The organism is Pseudomonas sp. SIMBA_068 (assembly GCF_046534705.1).
GTDB lineage: Bacteria > Pseudomonadota > Gammaproteobacteria > Pseudomonadales > Pseudomonadaceae > Aquipseudomonas > Aquipseudomonas putida.
The window spans coordinates 1-258 of the sequence record NZ_JAWRYI010000911.1; the positions used below are offsets into that span (position 1 = coordinate 1).

The following is a 258-nucleotide window of genomic DNA, read 5'->3' on the forward strand; positions in this document are numbered from 1 at the left end:
CGCGATAGCCACCGCTGCCATCAGGCTGCACACATGAATCAGGCAACCCCAAGGCCTTGGCCCACTTCTGTGCCTCTTCCTGTGTCGCACTTCCCATACCAGAGGTGGGATAGAGGACCCCGTCCGGGGCTTGCTGATACTTATTGCGCAACGCCATCAAAGCAGCGCGAAGTTTATAACTTACTTTGACTTCCTTACCGTCGTTCCCACCTGTTATCCACTCCCCCATCTTCGCCATGATGGTTTCGTTGAACTCCT

General features: G+C 54.7%; 1 protein-coding gene. It reads right to left on the reverse strand.

Annotation, left to right across the window (positions count from 1 at the left end; genetic code table 11):
* Window positions 1-258: IpaD/SipD/SspD family type III secretion system needle tip protein (locus SB756_RS32030; protein ID WP_410913496.1), on the reverse strand; the 258-nt coding region annotated here is incomplete at both ends.